Here is a 17,554-nt window from a genome sequence, read left to right as displayed (position 1 = left end):
CAGCGGTTATTCCATTCTCGGCCTGTTGCGGCGAAAAGGAAAGGGCTGCCGGTCCGGCGCGAATGCTGTCGGTGCCGCCTGCTTTGATGGGCGGGTGTTGCACGGGCTGTGGTCACCGGGCTCCGGGTTGCTGCTGTGGCGCCCGGACGGTGTCGCACAGCCTGAGGGCCCCGGCCCCGCGCACTCCCACGACGTGCTGGACGCGGTCCTGGCCGCGGCCAAGTTCCGGCACCGGGCCCGGGTACTGCTGCCCGGTGAACCGGATCCGGTCCAGGTACCCGCTCACGCGCTGGCGCCGCCGACTGCGGCCCGGTTGCTGCTGGCGGAGCTGCCGCCGCATCGGGCGGGGGCCGATCTGCGCTTCCTCGGTCACGTGGCCAAGGGGGTGGACCGCTGGGTGCGCGCCGGTCGGGTGGTGCCCGAACTGCGCCGCGCCGACGGCGAGTGGTGGGTCCGCTGGCGTTTGATCGGCGGGCGCCGGCAGCGAGCCTGGCAGGCCGAACTGGCCAACCTCATGCCACCGGCATTGCGCGCGGCGGGCACCGCGACGGCGGTGCTCGACGACCTGATCGCCGAGCTGGCGGACCCGATCACCCGCGAAGCGTTGGGCACGCAGAGTCCGGGTACCGCAACGGGATTCACGGCGGCAACCGGTGCCCGGCAAGCACATCCGCTGGTGACGGCACTGCTCGACGACACCCCGCTGGACTCCGGATCCCATCGAGTGGCCGCCGCTTTGGAGGCGTGGCGCACCAGCCTGACGGCGGGGGAGCCCGAGCTGGTGCTGCGCCTCAGCGAACCCGACCCCGAGGATCCCGCCGGCGGCGATACCGATCCGGACCTGCCCGTGCTGTGGCGGTTGCAGGTGTGTATGCGGTCCGAAGGTGAAGCACCGCAACCTGTTTCGGCGTCCACCGATGCCACCTCGATTCGGTCGGCGGGAACCCGGGTCGCGGTCGCCCTGCAGGCGTATCCCCGTCTGCAGCAGGTGCCCCGGGATCCGGACGGCATGGATTTCCTGCTGCCCGCCGAAGTGGTGCAGGACCTGGTCGCGCACGGTGCGCACGCGCTGCGCGCCGCCGGCGTGCAGTTGATGTTGCCGCGCGGCTGGCGGATCCTGACCCCGACCATGCGGCTGCAGGTGACCAGTCCGGCCGCCACCGAGACCGCGGTCGGTCTCGACGGCCTGGTGTCCTACCGCTGGGAACTCGCGCTCGGCGACACGGTGCTGACCAAGGCCGAGATGGACCGGCTGGTACGGGCGAAGTCGGATCTGGTGCGGTTGCGCGGGGAATGGGTGCAGGCCGATCAGCGCGCCCTGGCCGCGGCCGCCGCGTACCTCGACGAACGCACCGACGAGACCCTCGGTTCGCTGGGCCGGGCGCTGGGCGAACTGGGCGCGGCCGCGGTCGCGCGGGTGCCGATCGAGGAGATCACCGCGACCGGCTGGGCCGCTGAACTGCTCGCGGCCGGGCGGGAGGCGCCCGCGGTGCCCGCGCCGGCCGGGCTGCGCGCGGACCTGCGCCCCTATCAACAGCGCGGCCTGGACTGGCTCGCCACCATGAGCCGCCTGGGCTGCGGCGCCGTCCTCGCCGACGACATGGGCCTGGGGAAGACTGTGCAGATCCTCGCCCTGCTGGTCCACGAGCGCGAGCGGACCGCCGCGGTGGGGCCGAGCCTGCTGGTGTGCCCGATGTCGGTGGTGGGCAACTGGCAGCGGGAGGCGCAGCGCTTCGCGCCGGGGCTGCGGGTCCTGGTGCATCACGGCCCGAAGCGGATCTCCGGCGCGGAATTCGATGCGGCGGTGGCAGATTCGGATCTGGTGCTGACCACCTACGCCCTGCTGGCCCGCGACGTCGACGACCACAAACGCCAGCCCTGGCAGCGGGTGGTGCTCGACGAGGCCCAGCACATCAAGAACGCCGCCACCCGGCAGGCGCGGGCCGCGCGCGCGATCCCGGCGCGACAGCGGGTGGCGCTCACCGGAACTCCGGTCGAGAACCGGCTCGAGGAACTGCGCTCGATCATGGATTTCGCGGTGCCCAAGCTGCTGGGCAAGCCGTCGGAGTTCCACTCGCGCTTCGCCGTGCCGATCGAGCGCGAGCACGACCCGAACGCGGTCGGCCGGTTGAAGGCGCTCACCGGGCCGTTCGTGCTGCGCCGGGTCAAGACCGACCCGGCGGTGATCTCCGATCTGCCGGACAAGATCGAGCTGACCGTGCGGGCCAACCTCACCGTCGAACAGGCCGCGCTGTATCAGGCCGTGGTCGACGACATGCTCGCCCAGCTGCGGCAGGCCAAGCAGAATCCGTCCGATATGGCCCGGCGCGGGGTCGTGCTGGGCGCGCTGACCCGGCTCAAACAGGTGTGCAACCATCCGGCCCACTACCTGGGCGACGGTTCCGCGGTGTTGCGCCGCGCCCAGCACCGCTCGGGGAAGCTGGCGCTCGTCGAGGACATCCTCGAATCGGTGCTGGCCGACGGGGAGAAGGCGTTGCTGTTCACCCAGTTCCGCGAGTTCGGCGACCTGATTGCGCCGTATCTCGACGAGCGTTTCGGCACCCGGGTGCCGTTCCTGCACGGCGGGGTCGCCAAGCGCGGGCGGGACGCCATGGTGGAGGAGTTTCAATCCGGGGACGGACCTCCGCTGATGTTGTTGTCGCTCAAAGCCGGTGGCACCGGGCTGAATCTCACCGCGGCCAATCACGTGGTACACCTGGATCGTTGGTGGAATCCGGCGGTCGAGAACCAGGCCACCGACCGCGCCTTCCGGATCGGCCAGCGGCGCGACGTACAGGTCCGGAAACTGGTGTGTGTGGACACCGTCGAGGAACGCATCGACGAGATGATCAGCGGCAAACAGGAATTGGCGAATCTCACGGTGGGCACCGGCGAACGCTGGATCACCGAGCTGAGCACCGACGAGCTGCGCGACCTGTTCGCCCTGGGTGCCGAGGCGGTGGGTGAATGACCGAGCGCGCCTATGTCGACTACAGCCAGTTCGGCAAGCGCCGTCCGGTGCGTGGTGGCGTCGAGACCCGCAGCCGCAGTGGCGCTTTCGCGCGCAGCTGGTGGGGGCGGTCGTTCCTGGCGGCGATCGAAGGGGTGGCCGACGCCGGGCGGCTCACCCGCGGCCGGACCTACGCGCGGGCCGGACAGGTGGTGAACTATCACCTGGAACCGGGCGTGGTGACCGCCGAGGTGCAGGGCAGCCAGCCCCGGCCGTTCACCGCGGTGCTGCGGCTGCGGCAGCTGCGCGACGAGCGGCTCGACGAGGTGGTCGAGCTCATGCGGGCCACGCCGGGGATGCTGGCCCGGATCGCCTCCGGTGACCTGGCGCCGGAGCTGGGCCCGCTGCTTTTGCCCGCCACCGCATCCGAACTCGACTTCGGTTGCACCTGCCCCGATTCCGGCTGGCCGTGCAAGCACGTCGCGGCCGTCTGCTACATCGTGGCCGAGCGCCTCGACACCGAGCCGGCGCTGATGCTGACGCTGCGCGGGCTCGACCTGGACGAGCTGATCGGTGGGGTGGCGCGGGCGGCCGGGCCGACGGTGTCCGACGACCTGTACGGTGCCACGATCGAACTGCCCGCGCTGCCCGACCCCGAATTCCGTTCTGCCCTGGACGATCTGGATCCGGTGCCGCTGCGGCAGGCCCTGCGGTCCACGGCCGAGGACGAGCGCACGGCCGAGGCGGGGCTGCGGGACCTGCGCGCGTTGTACGGTCGCCTGCCGCGATGAACGGCTGCCCGGCCGGACAGCGCCCGGCCGGATGACCAGGCGTCGTCGGGGCGGGCGGTCGGCACCAGGACCGGCGGGCACGCGGAAACACCTTCCCGCCCGGGTGATCTCGTCGCCTGCCAGGAGTATCGGATTTCGCTCGTGCCGACGCGACGTGTCGCAGCTGCGCGCCGCCGACCGGGACCCGCGTCGGTAGAACGCATTCTTGCGACAGTCGAGGCGCGGAGTGGACCGGCGCGGCCGAATTTCCGGTAGCTGTAACCTGTTCCAGTTGTGTCGCCCGGGGCCCGGGTCAAGGGGGTTTGACCAGGTCGGAGTGCTTTCAATGCCAGGTCGCGGCCGGGTACCAGGCGATTCCTGGGAATCCGTCGACGGCCGTTCCGGTGGTTCGCGTGAATATTGCTGAATCGGAACCTGTTCACCGATTGCGTTGGCAGTATTGCGAATCGTGGAGTTCGAGCCATGACGATCGACCCCCTGCCCCCGGTGGCACCGCTGCCCGTACCCGATGTGGTCAGCGAATTGGCCGGTGCGCGCGGCACCGGCCGTACCGGCATGCTGCACGTTCTGGGTGATCCCGGCGGCGGGCTGCGATTGCGCGGTGGTCTGGTGATCGCCATCGAATCACCCGGCGCGCCAGGTGTTTTCGACCTGCTCGCCCGGCCCGGGCGGTCCTGTCCGGGCCGGACCGAGCTGCGGGCGATCGAGGAGATGGCCGCGCTGGACGCGTGTTTCGCCATCGCGTCCGGCCGGATCGACGAATGTGTCTGGGACGCAACCGAAAGCGGGCACGCCGACGCGGCCGAACCGGCCGCGCGGGGGCTCGCGCTCGATCCCGCCGAGGTGATCGCCGAGACCCGACGCCGGCTGTTCGCGCTGCCGGCGCGCGGGCTGTCGCCGCACCGGAATCGGCTGGCGCTCACCGACTACGGGCGGGCATTGCGCGACAGTTCGGACGCCGGGCAGCGCCGCGACATCCTCACCCACATCGACGGGCGGCGCAGCTGCCGCGATATCGCGTTCCGGCTCGGACGCTGCCTGTACCCGGTCACGGTCGAGGTGGTGCGGCTGCTGGCGGAGAACGCGGTGGTTCCGGCGACCGCGCGGACCTGCCGTCCGGTCGCCGCACCGCAGACGGGCGCGGCGCCGCTGCCACACCGCCGCCGCGGTGCCAGCGGCATCAACGAGCTCTATCCGCCCAGTACACCCTGATCGAAAGGCCGACATGACCCTGCCCTCCGGCGCCGCACCGCAGAACATGAGCGAGCGACTGGATCTGCTGATCAAGACCCTGCGCTCGGATGTGCCCGACTGCATCGCGGCCGGCGCCATCGACATGGCCACCGGGATGCTGCTAGCGGTGCAGACCGTCGACAACCATCCCGCCGAGGTGCTCGACCTGCTGGCCGCGGCCACGTTGGAACTGTTCCAGGGCCGCAATGTGGTCACCATCGAGGACATCTGGAAGGAGCGGCGTGGCGTCCGCGACAACCAGCACTACTTCCAGGAGATCCTGGTCAACAGCCACAATCTGGCCCACCTGTTCGTGCGGCTCGACGGGCGCGACGACATCGTCGTGGTCGTGGTCTGCCGCAAGACGGTGAACGTGGGGATGCTGTTCGCGCAGACCCGCCGGATCGTTCGCGACATCGGCCGGGTCTGACCGGTTCGCGAGCGCGGGAACTGTCCCGCCGGCCGGCGCCCGCACTCACGCCGCCGGCGGGACAGTTCAGCGGACCAGCTGGTCGAGCATCCCCAGGGCACGGGTGTAGGTGCCGGGGATCAGCCGCTTGGACTGCCACAGCAGCCGGGCCTCGACCTGCGGGAGGGCATAGAGCGTGCCGCTGTCCACGGCGTCCAGCGCGGCGCGCGCGAGCGGCTCGGGGTGGCCGCCGCCGAGCGCCGGGCACAGCACGGTCACCGAGACACCGGTTCCGGACAGTTCGGCCGACAGGGTTTCCGACAGCGAGATCACGGCCGCCTTGGTCACGTTGTAGGGCGCGGTGCGGGGTGTCGCCCCGAACGCGGCCGCCGACGCGGTGTTGACGATGGTGCCCCGGCCGGCCCCGCACAGCCGCGGCACGAAGACGTGGCAGCCGTGGATCGCACCCCAGATGTTCACCTCGGCCAGCTGGTGCCATTCCGAGAGCGGAATACTGCCCACGACACCGGGCGCGGTGTCGGCCTCGGCGCTGTTGCACACGATGCCCGGCGGCGCGCCGAACCACTGCTCGGCGATATCGGCCAGGGCCGAGACCTGTTCGATCCGGGTCACGTCGCAGGCGACCTCCAGGCCGGTCCCACCCGCCTCTTCCACGAGATCGACTGTCTCCCGTGTGGTCTCGGTATCCGCGTCGGCGCAGATCACCCGTCCGCCCCGCCGCCCCAATTCCACCGCCACGGCCCGGCCGATGCCGCTGCCCGCGCCGATCACCACCGCGTCGGCCTGCCGGGACCGGCGGGTTCCGCCGAACGGATTGAGCCGCATGTGAACTCCCCACTGTCTGCCGCTCCGGCCGCGTGACTGTAGAAATGCACCGGAATGCGGCCGAATTCAGCGCACACGCTACGCCCGATCCGTCGCGAGCGCCGGGTTCCGGGCGGAGCGTGCGCGGTGGGTGCCTATACGGTGCGCCGGTAGCGGCCGCCGACCGCGAAACAGGTGTCGGTGATCTGCTGCAGCGTGCACACCCGCGCGGCGTCCATCAGCACCTCGAACATGTTGTCGCCGTTGCGGGCCGCCGCCTCCAGCCGGCGCAGCGCCGCGGTGGATTCGTCGCGGTGCAGTTCGCGGAAGGCGCGGGTGCGGCGCAACTGGGAGCTGCGTTCGGCCTCGGTGCCGCGTGCCAGTTCGGGCTCGGGTTCGGGCTCGGTGTTCGGGTTGCGGAAGGTGTTCACGCCGATGATCGGCAGGGTGCCGTCGTGTTTGCGCTGCTCGTAGCGCATGGACTCGTCCTGGATACGCCCACGCTGGTAGCCGGTCTCCATGGCCCCCAGCACACCGCCGCGTTCGGACAGCCGCTCGAACTCGGTGAGCACGGCCGCCTCGACCAGATCGGTGAGTTCGTCGAACAGGAAGCTGCCCTGCAGCGGATTCTCGTTCATGGCCACTCCCCATTCCCGGTTGATGATGAGCTGGATGGCCAGGGCGCGGCGCACCGATTCGCTGGTCGGGGTGGTCACCGCCTCGTCGTAGGCGTTGGTGTGCAGGCTGTTGCAGTTGTCGTAGATCGCGATCAAGGCCTGCAGGGTGGTGCGAATGTCGTTGAAGCTCATCTCCTGTGCGTGCAGCGAGCGGCCGGAGGTCTGCACGTGGTACTTGAGTTTCTGTGAGCGTTCGCTCGCGCCGTAGCGGTCGCGCATGGCGATCGCCCAGATCCGGCGGGCCACCCGGCCGATCACCGAGTATTCGGCGTCCATGCCGTTGGAGAAGAAGAACGACAGGTTGGGCGCGAAGTCGTCGATCAGCATGCCGCGCGCGAGATACGCCTCGACATAGGTGAATCCGTTGGCCAGGGTGAACGCCAGCTGGCTGATCGGGTTCGCGCCCGCCTCGGCGATGTGATATCCGGAGATCGACACCGAGTAGAAGTTGCGGACGTTGTTGCGCACGAACCATTCCTGGACGTCGCACATCATCCGCAGACTGAATTCGGTGGAGAACAGGCAGGTGTTCTGGCCCTGGTCCTCCTTGAGGATGTCGGCCTGCACCGTGCCGCGCACGGTCGAGAGTGTCTGTGCCCGAAGCTGTTCCGCTTCGGCTGGGTCGGGGTCGCGGCCGTTGGTGGCGCGGAACCGGTCGGTGGCCTGGTCGATCGCGGTATTGAGGAAGAAGGCCAGCACCGTGGGCGCGGGGCCGTTGATGGTCATCGACACCGAGGTGTCCGGCGCGGTCAGGTCGAATCCGTCGTACAGCGCTCGCATGTCGTCGACGGTGGCGATGGAAACGCCTGAGGTACCGACCTTTCCGTAGATGTCGGGACTCTCGTCGGGGTCGTGGCCGTACAGGGTCACCGAGTCGAAGGCGGTGGACAGCCGGGTGGCCTCGGCGTGCTCGGACAGGACCTTGAAGCGGCGGTTGGTGCGGAAGGCGTCGCCCTCACCGGCGAACATGCGGGCCGGGTCCTCGTTGTCCCGCTTGAACGGGAACACCCCGGCGGTGAACGGGAAGCGGCCGGGCAGGTGCTCCGCGCGCAGGAAACGCAGCAGCTCACCGTGATCGGTGTACCGGGGGAGGGCGACGCGGGGAATCGAACTGCCCGACAGGGTCGTTCGCCGCAGCGGAGTGTGCAGTTCGCGGTCGCGGATCCGGACCACCTGTTCCTCGCCGCGATAGGACTCGGCGAGCGCGGGCCAGTCGTCGAGCAGGGCGGCCGCGTCCGGGCTCAGTTCGCGGCGGGCGGCATCGAGCTGTGTGGTGAGTATTGCTGCGGTGTCACCGGTTTCGGCGGGTAGTTCGGCGATGACGGCGTCGAGTCGCTGCACCCGCCGCGCGGCGTCGGCCTGTCGTTCGGTCTCGCGGTGGTAGGCGCGTACGGTGTCGGCGATCTCGGCCAGATAGCGGCTGCGGGCCGGCGTGACCAGCTGGGAGAACCGGGTCGAAACCTTGGTGTCCACCCGCGGCAGCACGCCCTGGACCAGCGGCAGTCCGCGCTCGCCGAGCGCGCCGATCAGGTGCTGGTAGAGCGCGGTGACCCCGTCGTCGTCGAAAGTGGCTGCGCTGGTGCCGAATACCGGCATGTCCTCGGGTGCGGCACCGAACGCCTCCCGGTTGCGGATCAGTTGGCGGGAGACGTCGCGCAACGCGTCCTCCGCGCCGCGCCGCTCGAACTTGTTGATCGCCACCACATCCGCGAAGTCGAGCATGTCGATCTTCTCCAGCTGTGAGGCGGCGCCGAATTCCGGTGTCATGACATACATTGCGATGTCGACGTGGTCGACGATGCCCGCATCGCCCTGGCCGATGCCGGGGGTCTCCAGGATGATCAGGTCGTAGCCGGCGGCCCGGCAGGCCGCCACCATATCGTCGATGCCCGCGGGCAGTTCGTGTCCGGTGCGGGTGGCCAGCGAGCGCAGGAACACCCGGTCGCCGTCGAGGGTGTTCATCCGGATCCGGTCGCCCAGCAGCGCGCCGCCGCCACGGCGCCGGCTCGGGTCCACCGCGAGGATCGCCACCCGCAGCTTGTCCTGCTGGTCGGTGCGCAGCCGGCGCACCAATTCGTCGGTGAGCGAGGACTTTCCGGAACCGCCGGTGCCGGTGATGCCGAGGACCGGCACGGTGCGGGCGGCCGCGGCGGCGCGCAGCGTAGCCAGATCGGGTTCGGGCAGGGTGCCGGCTTGCAGGCAGGTGAGGGTGCGGGCCAAGGCGTTCCGGTCACCGGCCAGTACCGCCTCGGGGGTGGCCGGGTGCGCGGTGAGGTCGGTGTCGCAGGCGCGGATGAGCTGGTTGATCATGCCGGGCAGGCCGAGGCGCTGACCGTCCTCGGGGGAGAAGATGGTGATCCCGGATTCGGCGAGGCGGGCGATCTCGGGGGCGACGATGACGCCGCCGCCACCGCCGAAGATGCGGACGTGCCCGGCGCCGGCCTCGGCGAGCGCGGCGGCCAGGTACTCGAAGTATTCGATGTGCCCGCCCTGGTACGAGCTGATCGCGACGCCCTGGACGTCCTCGGTGACGACCGCGTCGACGACCTCGCGGACCGATCGGTTGTGCCCGAGGTGGATGACTTCCGCGCCCTGGGCCTGCAGGATGCGCCGCATGATGTTGATGGCCGCGTCGTGGCCGTCGAAGAGTGCGGCCGCGGTCACCAGCCGGACCGGGTGAACGGGTACGTGCAGGTCGGCCATGATTGCCCTCCGCCGCAGCGACGCCGGTTCCGGGCTCGGCCGGAGATCCGGACATAATGGATTGTCGCCCAATATTTGGACGTCCAACCATTCTACTGTGATCCCCGGCACGTGGCTCGTGATCGGTGGCCGCAATCACACTTGCCCGAGTCGAGATAGTTGGATGTCCGACATTATGATGACCGCGTACCGTGCGGTCTCCGTACCGCGCCCGACAAGATCTGGACTGAGCATGTTCGTACTCGACGAGGTCGAGGCCGCGATCCGCGACACCGCCCGCGGGTTCGCCGACGAGTACCTCGCACCGAACGCGCTGGACTGGGACGAGCGCAAACACTTCCCGATCGACGTCCTGCGCAAGGCCGGCGGTCTCGGCCTGGGCGGCATCTACGTCCGCGAGGACGGCGGCGGCTCCGGGCTGCGCCGGCTGGACGCGGTACGGATCTTCGAACAACTCGCCACCGGCTGCCCCGCGATCGCCGCCTACATCTCCATCCACAACATGGCCACCTGGATGATCGACGCCTACGGCACCGACGCGCAGCGCGAACGCTGGCTGCTCGGCCTCACCTCGATGGACCTGCTGGCCTCCTACGCCCTCACCGAACCGGGCGCCGGATCCGACGCGGCGGCCCTGACCACCCGCGCGATCCGCGACGGCGAGGACTACATCCTCGACGGGACCAAACAGTTCATCTCCGGTGCCGGCTCGACCGACGTCTACGTCATGATGGTCCGCACCGGCGACGACGCGTCCGGTGCCCGCGGCATCTCCGCGCTGATCGTGCCCGCCGACACCCCCGGCCTGACGGTGGGGCCGAACGAGAAGAAGATGGGCTGGAACGCCCAACCCACCCGGCAGGTGATCCTCACCGGTGCCCGGGTGCCGGTCGCCAACCGGCTCGGCGCCGAGGGTGACGGCTTCCGGATCGCCATGCACGGCCTCAACGGCGGCCGGCTCAACATCGCCGCCTGCTCGGTCGGCGGCGCGCAGGCAGCGCTCGAACGGACCGTGCCCTACCTGCGGGAACGCGCCGCGTTCGGAAAACCGTTGCTGGACAACCAAGCTCTGCAGTTCCGGCTCGCCGACATGCGCACGTCGCTGGAAGCGGCACGCACCCTGCTGTGGCGGGCCGCCGCCGCGCTCGACGCCGGCGCACCCGACGCGGTCGAACTGTGTGCCATGGCGAAGCGGTTCGGCACCGACGCCGGGTTCGAGGTGGCGAACCAGGCGCTGCAGTTGCACGGTGGGTACGGCTACCTGACCGAATACGGCTTGGAGAAGATCGTCCGGGATCTGCGTGTGCACCAGATCCTCGAAGGCACCAACGAGATCATGCGGGTGGTCGTCGCCCGCGCAGTGGTAGGAGCATCCTGATGAGCGACGCCGAAGTCTTGATCGAGACCCGCGACGGGCTGGGGTTGATCACCCTGAACCGGCCCAAGGCCATCAACGCGCTCAATCATCCGATGGCGCTGGCGATTCTGGCCGCGCTGCGCGCGTGGGCGGACGACGACGCGGTCCGCACCGTCGTGGTGACCGGAGCGGGGGAGCGCGGTCTGTGCGCCGGCGGCGATATCGTCGCCATCCATAATGACGCGAAAAGCGGTGTGGGCGGCGCGCATTCGCCGTCCGGCGAGTTCTGGCGCGACGAGTACATCCTCAATGCGCTGATCGGCGGCTACCCGAAGCCGTACGTGGTGGTCATGGACGGCATCGTGATGGGTGGCGGTGTGGGCCTGTCCGGACACGGCAGCCACCGCATCGTCACCGAACGCTCGAAGGTCGGAATGCCCGAGACCGGAATCGGTTTCGTCCCCGACGTCGGCGGGACCTATCTGCTCGCGCGCACCGGCGGCCCGGACGGCCACAACGAGATCGGCACCCACGTCGCCCTGACCACCGCGCGGATGTCCGCCGGTGACGCCATCGCGGCCGGCTTCGCCGACTATTTCGTTCCGGCGGAACACATTCCGGCGCTGATCGAGGCACTGGCCACCACCGAACCCGATATCGCGATCGCCAAGTTCGCCACCACCGCCCCCGCCTCCGACCTTGTCGCCCAGCAGGATTGGATCGACGCCTGCTACAACGCCGACACCGTGGAGGAGATCGTCGCCCGGCTGCGTGCGCACGAGAACCCCGCGGCGCGCCAGGCCGCCGCCGACGTGCTGTCGAAATCCCCGGTGGCACTGAAGGTCACGCTGCGCGCCCTGCGCGCCGCCCGCGAACTGCCCACCCTGGAAGCGGTCCTGAACCAGGAGTACCGCACCTCGGTCGCCGCCCTGCGTACCCACGACCTGGTCGAGGGCATCCGCGCCCAGGTGATCGACAAGGACCGCAACCCGCAATGGTCCCCCCGCACCCTGGCCGACGTCACCGAATCCGACATCGCCCCCTATTTCGCCGATCTCGGACCGGACGAACTGAACCTCGGCTGACCTGCCCCGCAGCACGCGCCCGGCCCGCCGATCAGCTGCGGTTCCGGGTCCCGGGGCCGCGTCCGCTACGGCGGGTACGGGCCCGGTCTCCGCTATCGTCACCGGTGTACGGCCGGCGAAACATGTGAGAAAGGGACACCCACTGTGACCGACTTCGAGACCATTCTGCTCGAGCGCAAGGGGCGCGTCGCGCTGATCACGCTGAACCGGCCGAAGGCGCTCAACGCACTGAACTCGCAGGTCCTGGCCGACCTTCGGGCAGCGCTGCAGGAGTTGGAGAGTGACGACGGGGTCGGCGCGGTCGTGCTCACCGGATCCGAGCGGGCCTTCGCGGCCGGCGCCGACATCAAGGAGATGGCCGACAAGTCCTACATGGACATGTTCCTGGCCGACTTCTTCGCCGGCTACGAGCAGGTCGCCGCGTTCCGCAAGCCGCTGATCGCGGCCGTCGCGGGCTACGCGCTCGGCGGTGGCTGCGAACTGGCCATGATGTGCGACATCCTGATCGCCGCCGACAACGCCACCTTCGGGCAGCCCGAGATCAAGCTCGGTGTCATCCCCGGCATGGGCGGCTCCCAGCGGCTCACCCGCGCGATCGGCAAGGCCAAGGCCATGGACCTGATCCTCACCGGCCGCAACATGGGCGCCGAGGAGGCAGAACGGGCCGGTCTGGTCGCGCGCATCGTGCCCGCCGCCGAACTGATCGCCACCGCGCTCGAAGTGGCCGAGACCATCGCCGGCTACTCGCTGCCCGCCGTGATGATCGCCAAGGAGGCGGTCGAGCGGTCCTACGAACTGACGCTGAGCGAGGGCCTGCGCTTCGAGCGCCGGGTGTTCCACTCGCTGTTCGCGACCGAGGACCAGAAGGAAGGCATGGCCGCGTTCGTCGGCAAGCGGGCACCGGAGTTCAAGCACCGCTGACGGTAGCGTGGGCCGGGTGTGGAAGCGGGTTGCGGTGGCGACGGCCACCTTCGCGGTCGGGGTGACGGCGGCCGGGTGCGGCGGTACGGCGGATCGGCCGGCCGCCACCTCGGCGGCGCCCGCGCCGGCGGATTCCGGTGCGCCGCTGAACTTTCCGCAGTGTGCGGCCATGACCGAGGACGATCTGTCCGGCATGTTGGGGCTGCCCGGGCTGCGGCAGGTGGCGGCCAATCCGCTGCGCTGCGGCTGGGAGACCGGCGGTGGCGGCTACGCCGTGGTGTTCGCCTGGTTCCGCGGCAGCTCGCTGACCGAACGCCGGGACCAGGTCACGCTCGGACCGGCCGTCGACGTGCGGATCGCCGGGCACCCGGGGTTCACCTGGTCCGGTGCGCAGGGCTGTGAGATCGCGGCCGGTTCCGGCGGCGGGGACTTCATCGACTGGACCGTCACCGCGGGTGCGGCGGCTGCGGGCTCCCCGTGCGCGGCGCTGCCCCGGCTCGCCGCGGCGACCCTGGCCAAGGCAGGCTGACATCGTGCGAAGCGTAGTCACGGCAGTGGTCGCGTTGCTGGCGGCCGGCCTGGTCGCCGGCTGTTCCGGTGGGTCCGCGCCGGCGCCGGTGCGGGCCGCCGTCGACCCGAACCTGCTGTCCGGCTGTGGTCCCTTGGACGACAGCCACATCGGCGCCGCGCTCGCCGCGACCGTCGCGCCGCAGACCTCGCCCACCGTGTGCACCTGGCGGGTCACCTTCACCGGTGGCGGCACCGCCGACCTCACCTATGCCTGGCTGCAGCACGACACCCTGCTGCGCGACTCCGAAGTCGCTGCCGCGCAAGGTTATCGGACCGACAAACTGATCCTGAAGCGATTCGGGGCGATGTACTGGCGGGATCCGCGCGACCCGGGCAGCTGCGCGGTCACCGCCGCCGACTCCGGCACCCTCACCTGGTGGGTGCAGAATCGCGACCACAGCGCGACGCCCGAGCCGTGCGCCGCGGCGCTGGCCCTGCTCCAGGCCACCCTCGACATCGACGGCGTCTGAGCGCGACTCGGATGCGGCTGCCGTCGTGGATCGACGGGACGCGGATCTACTTGGGGCCCTCGGGGTTCGACGGGGTCCCGGCGATCTCCACCGGTGCCGGCATCTGGCCGTGGTGTCCGGCACGATCCGGATTCTGTTCCGTCAGTAGCAATCCCGCGACCGTGGCGCCCAGTGAAGCGGTAACAGCCAAGGCCGCCACCACCTTTCGGCGCGAGACCGGCTCGGCACGGCGGACCCGCAGCGCCGACATGGGCGCCAGCCGTACACCTCGGATCAGCCGGGCGGCGGTCGGCTGCGGCGTCGCCATCAGGACCGCGCCGCGGGCGGACACCACTTCCGGTTCCTGGTCGTAGATCACCGGCAGATCGAGCAGATCGGTGAGGGCGCTGCGGATGCCGGGGTTGCGGACACAGCCGCCGAGGAACACCACCGCCTCCGGTGCCGTACCGGTCTCCTCCAGGAGCTGCCGGACGAAGGACGCCGAATGGTGCAGGCCCGCGGACACCAGATCGTCGAAGTCGCAGCGGGTCACCACCCGCCGGCGGCCGGTGACCGGATCGATCACGGTCTGCACGGGGGAGGAGCTCAGCGCCTCCTTCAGTTGCCGGCTGTGCGGCTTGTCGATCTCGATCTCGTCGCGGGCGAGCATCCAGCGCAGCAGCGCGTCGTGCCCGTCGCCGCCGAGGACCGTGCTGTGCCGGCTGCCCAGGATGGCGTCGGTGCGGCAGTCGGCCTGGGTGATGGTGAGGCCCGAGGAGCCGAGATCGTAGAGCAGGACCGAGCCGGAATCGGGCAGCCGACCCGAAAAGCGCAGGTAGCGCAGCTGGGCGAGCGGTTCGTCGACGATGGTGAGGCGGCTACGGCCGGCCGCGTCGCGGATCGCGTCGGCATGCAGCGAACTGCGGGTGGTGACGGCGATACCGGTGATGCACTCGTCTCGATGCGCGGCGGCGCGGCGCATCATCCGCACGGCCTGGAACACCGGTTCCTCCACCCCCGCTCCGGCACGCCTGGGAATCGCGCACAGATCGATCGGGGGCAGGTGGGGCTGATCGGAATGGGTGAGCATCGCGCGCGCGCCTCCCGCGCCCGCGGAAACCCCCAGGACCAGCACCATGCGTTCCATGGTGAACCTTTTGGCCGCCGATGCCAAGACGGTTGCGCTGGAATGTCGCCGAGTGGATGCTGTTCGGCCACCTGCCGGACGCGAATGTGACGTGTATCACGCCCAGTGCGTGGGTGATTCGCCCGAATCGAAGTCGCCGGCGCCGGCGCGGAATTCCGCCAGCAGGTCGAGCAGCAGCCGCAGTCGTGCCGGGGGCAGGCCCGGATTCGCGAACACCCGCGCATTGAGCTGCTCGGTCGTGGTGGCCGCGAGCTCCCGTCCGGTATCGGTGATTTCGATCAGGGTGGCTCGCCGGTCGCTGGGGTGCGGTACGCGCCGAACCAGTTCCGCGGCCTCTAGCCGGTCGACCGTATTGGTGACACTGGTCGGGTGCACCTGCAGCCGGGCGCTCGCCACCGCCATCGGCAGCGCGCCCGACTTGCTGAAATTCAGCAGCATGAGCAACTCGTAGCGGGAAAACGTCAGACCCGAGGGCCGCAGGGCCTCGTCCACCCGTGCCATCACGATCTGCTGCGCCCGCACCAGCGACGTCACCGCCGCCATCCCGTCGGCTACCTCGTCCCAACCGTGCGCGGTCCACTGGCGATGGGCCTCCGCGATCGGGTCGAGCCGCAGCGGGTGAGAAGGTGGCATGCGGTGGATTCTATGTTCCCGCGCCGGTCCAGCGGCGGGTGGCGCGGCGCAGGGCGCGGGCGTCGGAATATCCGAGTTGCCGGGCCCGGACATCGCCACTGCGGTCGGCGTTCTCGGCCCAGCGCAGTCGGCGGGCGCGATCGAGTTCGCAGCGCCAGGACGTACCGGACGCGGCGAGCCGGCGTTGCAGTGTGCGGGGTCCGACCGCGAGCCGACGGGCCACCGCCTCCAGGGAGGAGTCGCCGGTTCCGAGGGTGTGCGACAGGATCTCCTGCACTCGGTCGGGCCAATTCGTGGCGACCGCTCGCTCCGGGGCCGGCGGCACCGCCGCGGCGGCCTTGTCGAGAATGGCGGCCAGCATCGGATCGGCCGTCACCAGCGGTCGGTCGAGATCCTCGGCTTTGATGGTGAAAGTGATTGCCGGAGCGTCGAAGTCGATCCGGCAGTCGCCGAGGATGTCGAACAGGTAGCGGTGACGACGGGGCGGCCGCTTGCGCAGCGTGACGTGCATGGGCACGATCGGTTCCCCGGTCGCCTCCCGTAATCGCTTCACCGCCAGGCCGATCCAGAACTCCGCCGCCAGATCGGTGCCGTGCCCGCCGCCGTCGACCAGCCGATAGCCCGTCGTCTGACCCGGTTCGGTGCCGGCGTAGGTCTCTTGCAGCGCAGCGTGATTGGTGGTCAGCACTCTGGAATGCCTTACGCAGGCGGCCAATCCGCTGCGGATCGTGGATCCGGTGCGAAACAGGTAGTCCTGCATGCCGAGTAGGCCCGGGCGGTGGCTGTTCGCCACGTGCCAGGCGAGATCCGGTACGTCGTACTCGTATTCGGCCAGCTCCCACAGCCGGTGGTACTGCTCGCTGGTGATCATCTGCTTGGACGGCAGGGTGCCGGGGATGCCAGCCGCGGTTGCGATCCGCCGCCCGCCGGTCTCGCCGCCGGCCGCGATCACCATGTTCGCCAGCAGGGTGCTGTACACGGCGCGCTCTCCTCTCGAGCACTGGATGCGCCGGATATCGCTCCGGAAAGTCGCATTCGGTCCTGTCGTGCCGGTTGCCCGGTGCGGTAGATCTTGACCGATGACAGCGGCTCGCGCGACTCATATTCCGGCTCATGTGCGCCAGGTCCGGCGCGCGGGATCTCGGGTCCGGCGCGCCGAGCGGCGCCGCGCTCGGGCGGGCGGGTTCAAGCGCCGGCTGTGGCCGGCGAGTCGGTCAGATAGCGCTGGATGGTCGGTCCGATGTCGGCGATCAATTGCTCGGCGGTGAGGGCCACCACGGGTGGCAGTCGCAAGATATAGCGGCACAACGCGATTCCGAGCAGCTGGCTGGCCACGAGCCCGGCGCGATGGGGTGCGTCGCGGGGGTCGCCGACGCTCAGTGCGGCCGGCAGCACCTGTTCGGCGAACAGGGTGCGGACTCGTTCGGTCGCCGAATCGTCGATCACCGCGGTGCGCAGCAGGGTCAGCACGATCTCGTCGGTGGGGGGCTGTTCCCAGAGGCGCAGGAAGTGGCCGACCAGGACCTCACCCATCGAACCGTTCGCCGGGTCGAGTTGCGGCAGGTCGAGGCGGACGTCGACGGCGGCAGCGAACAGGCCGTCCTTGTTGCCGTAGTACCGCATCACCATCGACGGATCGATACCGGCGTCGGCGGCGATCGCCCGGATCGTGGCCTTGCGGAAGCCGTCCTCGGCGAATCGTTTGCGGGCGGCGTCGAGGATCGCGGCGCGGGTCGCGTCGGAACGGCGGGGTGCGTCGGTCATGTCAACAACTGTAGGCCAACAAGTGTTGACATGCCATCGC

The 17,554-nt window shown here is 70.0% G+C and carries 15 protein-coding genes; 9 read left to right on the top strand and 6 right to left on the bottom strand.

The features are described from left to right. The first annotated feature begins 94 nt into the window (after positions 1 to 94). The 4 genes from EBN03_RS15820 to EBN03_RS15805 all read left to right on the top strand — a co-directional run bounded on the left by EBN03_RS15820 (position 95) and on the right by EBN03_RS15805 (position 5,404). Positions 95 to 2,971 carry a DEAD/DEAH box helicase gene (locus EBN03_RS15820; RefSeq protein WP_122188816.1) on the top strand — a complete coding sequence of 959 codons (2,877 nt, stop codon included), beginning with the start codon at positions 95 to 97 and terminating at the stop codon, positions 2,969 to 2,971. Further along, positions 2,968 to 3,741, top strand: coding sequence for an SWIM zinc finger family protein (locus tag EBN03_RS15815; RefSeq protein ID WP_122188815.1), 774 nt, complete (start codon positions 2,968 to 2,970; stop codon positions 3,739 to 3,741). The genes EBN03_RS15820 and EBN03_RS15815 overlap by 4 nt, the downstream gene beginning before the upstream one ends. Before the next feature lie 462 nt (positions 3,742 to 4,203). Continuing rightward, complete coding sequence (locus tag EBN03_RS34150) at positions 4,204 to 4,953, top strand: hypothetical protein (protein ID WP_158675636.1); 750 nt, start codon at positions 4,204 to 4,206, stop codon at positions 4,951 to 4,953. A 13-nt stretch (positions 4,954 to 4,966) separates the two neighbouring features. Then, positions 4,967 to 5,404 (top strand): hypothetical protein, encoded by a 438-nt coding sequence (locus EBN03_RS15805; protein WP_122188814.1) that lies wholly within the window; start codon positions 4,967 to 4,969, stop codon positions 5,402 to 5,404. 66 nt (positions 5,405 to 5,470) lie between these two features. Here the strand turns inward: EBN03_RS15805 and EBN03_RS15800 are convergent, their stop codons facing one another. Together EBN03_RS15800 and icmF are read right to left on the bottom strand one after the other, a co-directional pair. After that, entirely contained in the window at positions 5,471 to 6,229 is a 759-nt protein-coding gene (locus EBN03_RS15800) for an SDR family NAD(P)-dependent oxidoreductase (protein ID WP_122188813.1), read from the bottom strand. Between the two features lie 134 nt (positions 6,230 to 6,363). After that, positions 6,364 to 9,588, bottom strand: coding sequence for a fused isobutyryl-CoA mutase/GTPase IcmF (gene icmF / locus EBN03_RS15795; protein WP_122188812.1), 3,225 nt, complete (start codon positions 9,586 to 9,588; stop codon positions 6,364 to 6,366). 232 nt (positions 9,589 to 9,820) lie between these two features. Here icmF and EBN03_RS15790 point away from each other — a divergent pair, with 232 nt between their 5' ends. The 5 genes from EBN03_RS15790 to EBN03_RS15770 all read left to right on the top strand — a co-directional run bounded on the left by EBN03_RS15790 (position 9,821) and on the right by EBN03_RS15770 (position 13,991). Beyond that, on the top strand, positions 9,821 to 10,966 hold the full coding sequence (locus EBN03_RS15790; RefSeq protein ID WP_122188811.1) for an acyl-CoA dehydrogenase family protein: 1,146 nt from the start codon (positions 9,821 to 9,823) through the stop codon (positions 10,964 to 10,966). Then, positions 10,966 to 12,030 carry an enoyl-CoA hydratase/isomerase family protein gene (locus EBN03_RS15785; protein WP_122188810.1) on the top strand — a complete coding sequence of 355 codons (1,065 nt, stop codon included), beginning with the start codon at positions 10,966 to 10,968 and terminating at the stop codon, positions 12,028 to 12,030. The genes EBN03_RS15790 and EBN03_RS15785 overlap by 1 nt, the downstream gene beginning before the upstream one ends. Positions 12,031 to 12,174: 144 nt before the next feature. Continuing rightward, a complete protein-coding gene (locus tag EBN03_RS15780) occupies positions 12,175 to 12,951 on the top strand; it encodes an enoyl-CoA hydratase (protein ID WP_122188809.1) in 777 nt (258 codons plus the stop codon). A gap of 16 nt (positions 12,952 to 12,967) precedes the next feature. Next, positions 12,968 to 13,480 (top strand): DUF3558 family protein, encoded by a 513-nt coding sequence (locus EBN03_RS15775; RefSeq protein ID WP_158675635.1) that lies wholly within the window; start codon positions 12,968 to 12,970, stop codon positions 13,478 to 13,480. Positions 13,481 to 13,484: 4 nt separating this feature from the next. Then, complete coding sequence (locus EBN03_RS15770; RefSeq protein ID WP_158675634.1) at positions 13,485 to 13,991, top strand: DUF3558 family protein; 507 nt, start codon at positions 13,485 to 13,487, stop codon at positions 13,989 to 13,991. 46 nt (positions 13,992 to 14,037) lie between these two features. Here the strand turns inward: EBN03_RS15770 and EBN03_RS15765 are convergent, their stop codons facing one another. From EBN03_RS15765 to EBN03_RS15750, 4 genes are all read right to left on the bottom strand, one after another. Then, positions 14,038 to 15,117: an acetate and sugar kinases/Hsc70/actin family protein gene (locus tag EBN03_RS15765; protein WP_122188806.1), complete on the bottom strand. Its 1,080-nt coding sequence runs from the start codon at positions 15,115 to 15,117 to the stop codon at positions 14,038 to 14,040. A 96-nt stretch (positions 15,118 to 15,213) separates the two neighbouring features. Next, positions 15,214 to 15,750, bottom strand: coding sequence for a MarR family winged helix-turn-helix transcriptional regulator (locus EBN03_RS15760; RefSeq protein WP_122188805.1), 537 nt, complete (start codon positions 15,748 to 15,750; stop codon positions 15,214 to 15,216). Between the two features lie 10 nt (positions 15,751 to 15,760). Further along, on the bottom strand, positions 15,761 to 16,729 hold the full coding sequence (locus tag EBN03_RS15755) for an AraC family transcriptional regulator ligand-binding domain-containing protein (protein ID WP_122188804.1): 969 nt from the start codon (positions 16,727 to 16,729) through the stop codon (positions 15,761 to 15,763). A 206-nt stretch (positions 16,730 to 16,935) separates the two neighbouring features. Continuing rightward, positions 16,936 to 17,514, bottom strand: coding sequence for a TetR/AcrR family transcriptional regulator (locus EBN03_RS15750; RefSeq protein ID WP_122188803.1), 579 nt, complete (start codon positions 17,512 to 17,514; stop codon positions 16,936 to 16,938). Between the last annotated feature and the right edge of the window lie 40 nt (positions 17,515 to 17,554).

Origin of the sequence: Nocardia stercoris (assembly GCF_003696265.1) — a bacterium.
GTDB lineage: Bacteria > Actinomycetota > Actinomycetes > Mycobacteriales > Mycobacteriaceae > Nocardia > Nocardia stercoris.
This window is presented reverse-complemented; position numbering and strand designations above follow the sequence as displayed.